Below are 1,979 nucleotides of genomic sequence, written 5' to 3' on the forward strand. Positions count from 1 at the left end.
CCCGACTTTATCACTTAATTCTCCGCCGACCTTACTTAATCCCTTGGTACATCTGGATTTTCCGACTATTTTTCAACTTTTTTGTTTGTTGTATATAATTATGTATGCTATAATAGAGTATGGCATTTATTAAAACAACAACCAACAAAGAAGGGCGTACTCATGTCTATCTTGTGGAGGGATATCGAAAAGATGGAAAAGTCAGACAGCGTATTTTGAAAAAATATGGTCTCTTAGATGAACTAGAGGTAGAGGAACCTGATATCTTAGAACGTTTGAAACGTGAGGCAAAGGAAGGTCTACTAACAGAACCTCAATTCTTTCAAGTAAGCTATGACCTACTGGCTCCTATGAATGAGGTGGATCAGTCCTATGGTTGGATGGTCTTGGATAACCTGTTTGAAGAGTTAAAACTAACCGAGTTTCTAAAGACAGTGAAATCGAAATCAGAGTACGATTTGGCTCAAGTTTTAAAACTATTAGTTTTTCAGAGAGTCCTCAATCCAGATAGTAAGTTATCTACTTATGCTTCTCAAGTAAACTTATTTGGTCATTGGGAAATAAGCCTCAACGCTATTTATCGTTCGTTAGATAAGTTGGATACCTTGAAAGAAAAACTTCTGCTTCATCTTCATAAAGAAGTGAGTCGCATGACCAAGCGTGAAGCACGTTTAGTTTTCTACGATGTAACGAACTACTACTTTGAAACAGATATCCCCGATGAGACGGTTGTTTCAGTTGATGGTGAAATTCTAAAAGAAGGACTAAGAAGGCGAGGTCCTAGTAAGGAACATCGTCCCAAACCCATTGTCCAATTAGGATTATTTATGGATACGAATGGAATTCCCATCAGTTATAAGTTATTTAGAGGAAATCAAACAGATCCTATTACCTATCTTCCAGCTGTTGAGGAAGTTAAAAAACAGTTTGGAATTGAGCGTATTGTGGTGGTGGCCGATAAGGCTATGAATAGCTCTTACAATATTTCTGAGATGATTCATCAAAAAGATGGATGGCTCTTCTCCCAGAAGCATCGTGGACGGCGTGGCGCCTCAAAGGAGCTACAAACACAAATTCTAAATCCAAACGATTGGCAATTTAATAAGGAGTTGACCTTCGCAAAGAAGTCCTATCTACGTGAACGCAAGCTGGGAACGAAGAAGGATTCTCCACTTGTCAAAGAGAAAGTTCTGATTACTTGGTCTAAGAAATACGCTGATCGAGAACGGATTCGTCGGGAAGGTGCTTTAGAATATGCCAGCCAACTAACCAATGCGGAACTCTTTCGACAGACCAGTAAAAAAGGAGGCAAGAAATATCTAGACCTCCACTATCTGGATGAAAAAACAGGGGAACTAAAGCCTTTTTCCCCACTTGTTACCATTGACCATGAGCAGGTTGATTTTGATGCTCAGTTTGATGGTGTGAATGTTCTTGTAACAAGTGAAGTTGGAATGACAGATGAAGAGATGTTGGAGGCTTATAAAGAGTTAGCTAAGATTGAGGATTGCTTCCGCATCACGAAGACAGAGCTTGAAAGTAGACCTGTTTATGTATGGACAGAAAATCATATACAGGCACATTTTTTGACTTGTTTTATCGCTTTAATTCATCTTCGACTCCTCCAACATCAAATTAATTGGAAGATGAGTCCAAGGAGAATCGCTAATGCTCTCAACAGTGCCAAAGCAACTAGGTTACAAGATAATTACTATAGACTACAAGAAAGTCCAGATATGCAGCTACTAAATAGATTATTGGGCATGGAATGGAACAAAGGGTTCGTGAAGTTTGAAGAACTCAAAAATTACGCCAAAGCTCCATATACAACACCTAAACGAGATTAAAGAACAGCGAAATCCCTTGTCGCGCAAGGGGGTAGCTGCCCTTTTGTATTTTTTAAGTGATAAAGTCGGGATTATAACATAGATAGACGGGACTATCCAACAGAGGGGAAAAATTTCAAATAAGCGATTAGC

General features: G+C 39.0%; 1 protein-coding gene. It reads left to right on the plus strand.

Features of this window, described 5'->3' with window-relative positions:
* Positions 1 to 119: 119 nt before the first annotated feature.
* Positions 120 to 1,847, plus strand: a complete 1,728-nt coding sequence (locus tag B4W83_RS11520) for an IS1634 family transposase (protein ID WP_000874118.1) — start codon at positions 120 to 122, stop codon at positions 1,845 to 1,847.
* The last annotated feature ends 132 nt before the right edge of the window (positions 1,848 to 1,979 follow it).

This window comes from Streptococcus pseudopneumoniae ATCC BAA-960 = CCUG 49455, assembly GCF_002087075.1.
Classification (GTDB): Bacteria; Bacillota; Bacilli; order Lactobacillales; family Streptococcaceae; genus Streptococcus; species Streptococcus pseudopneumoniae.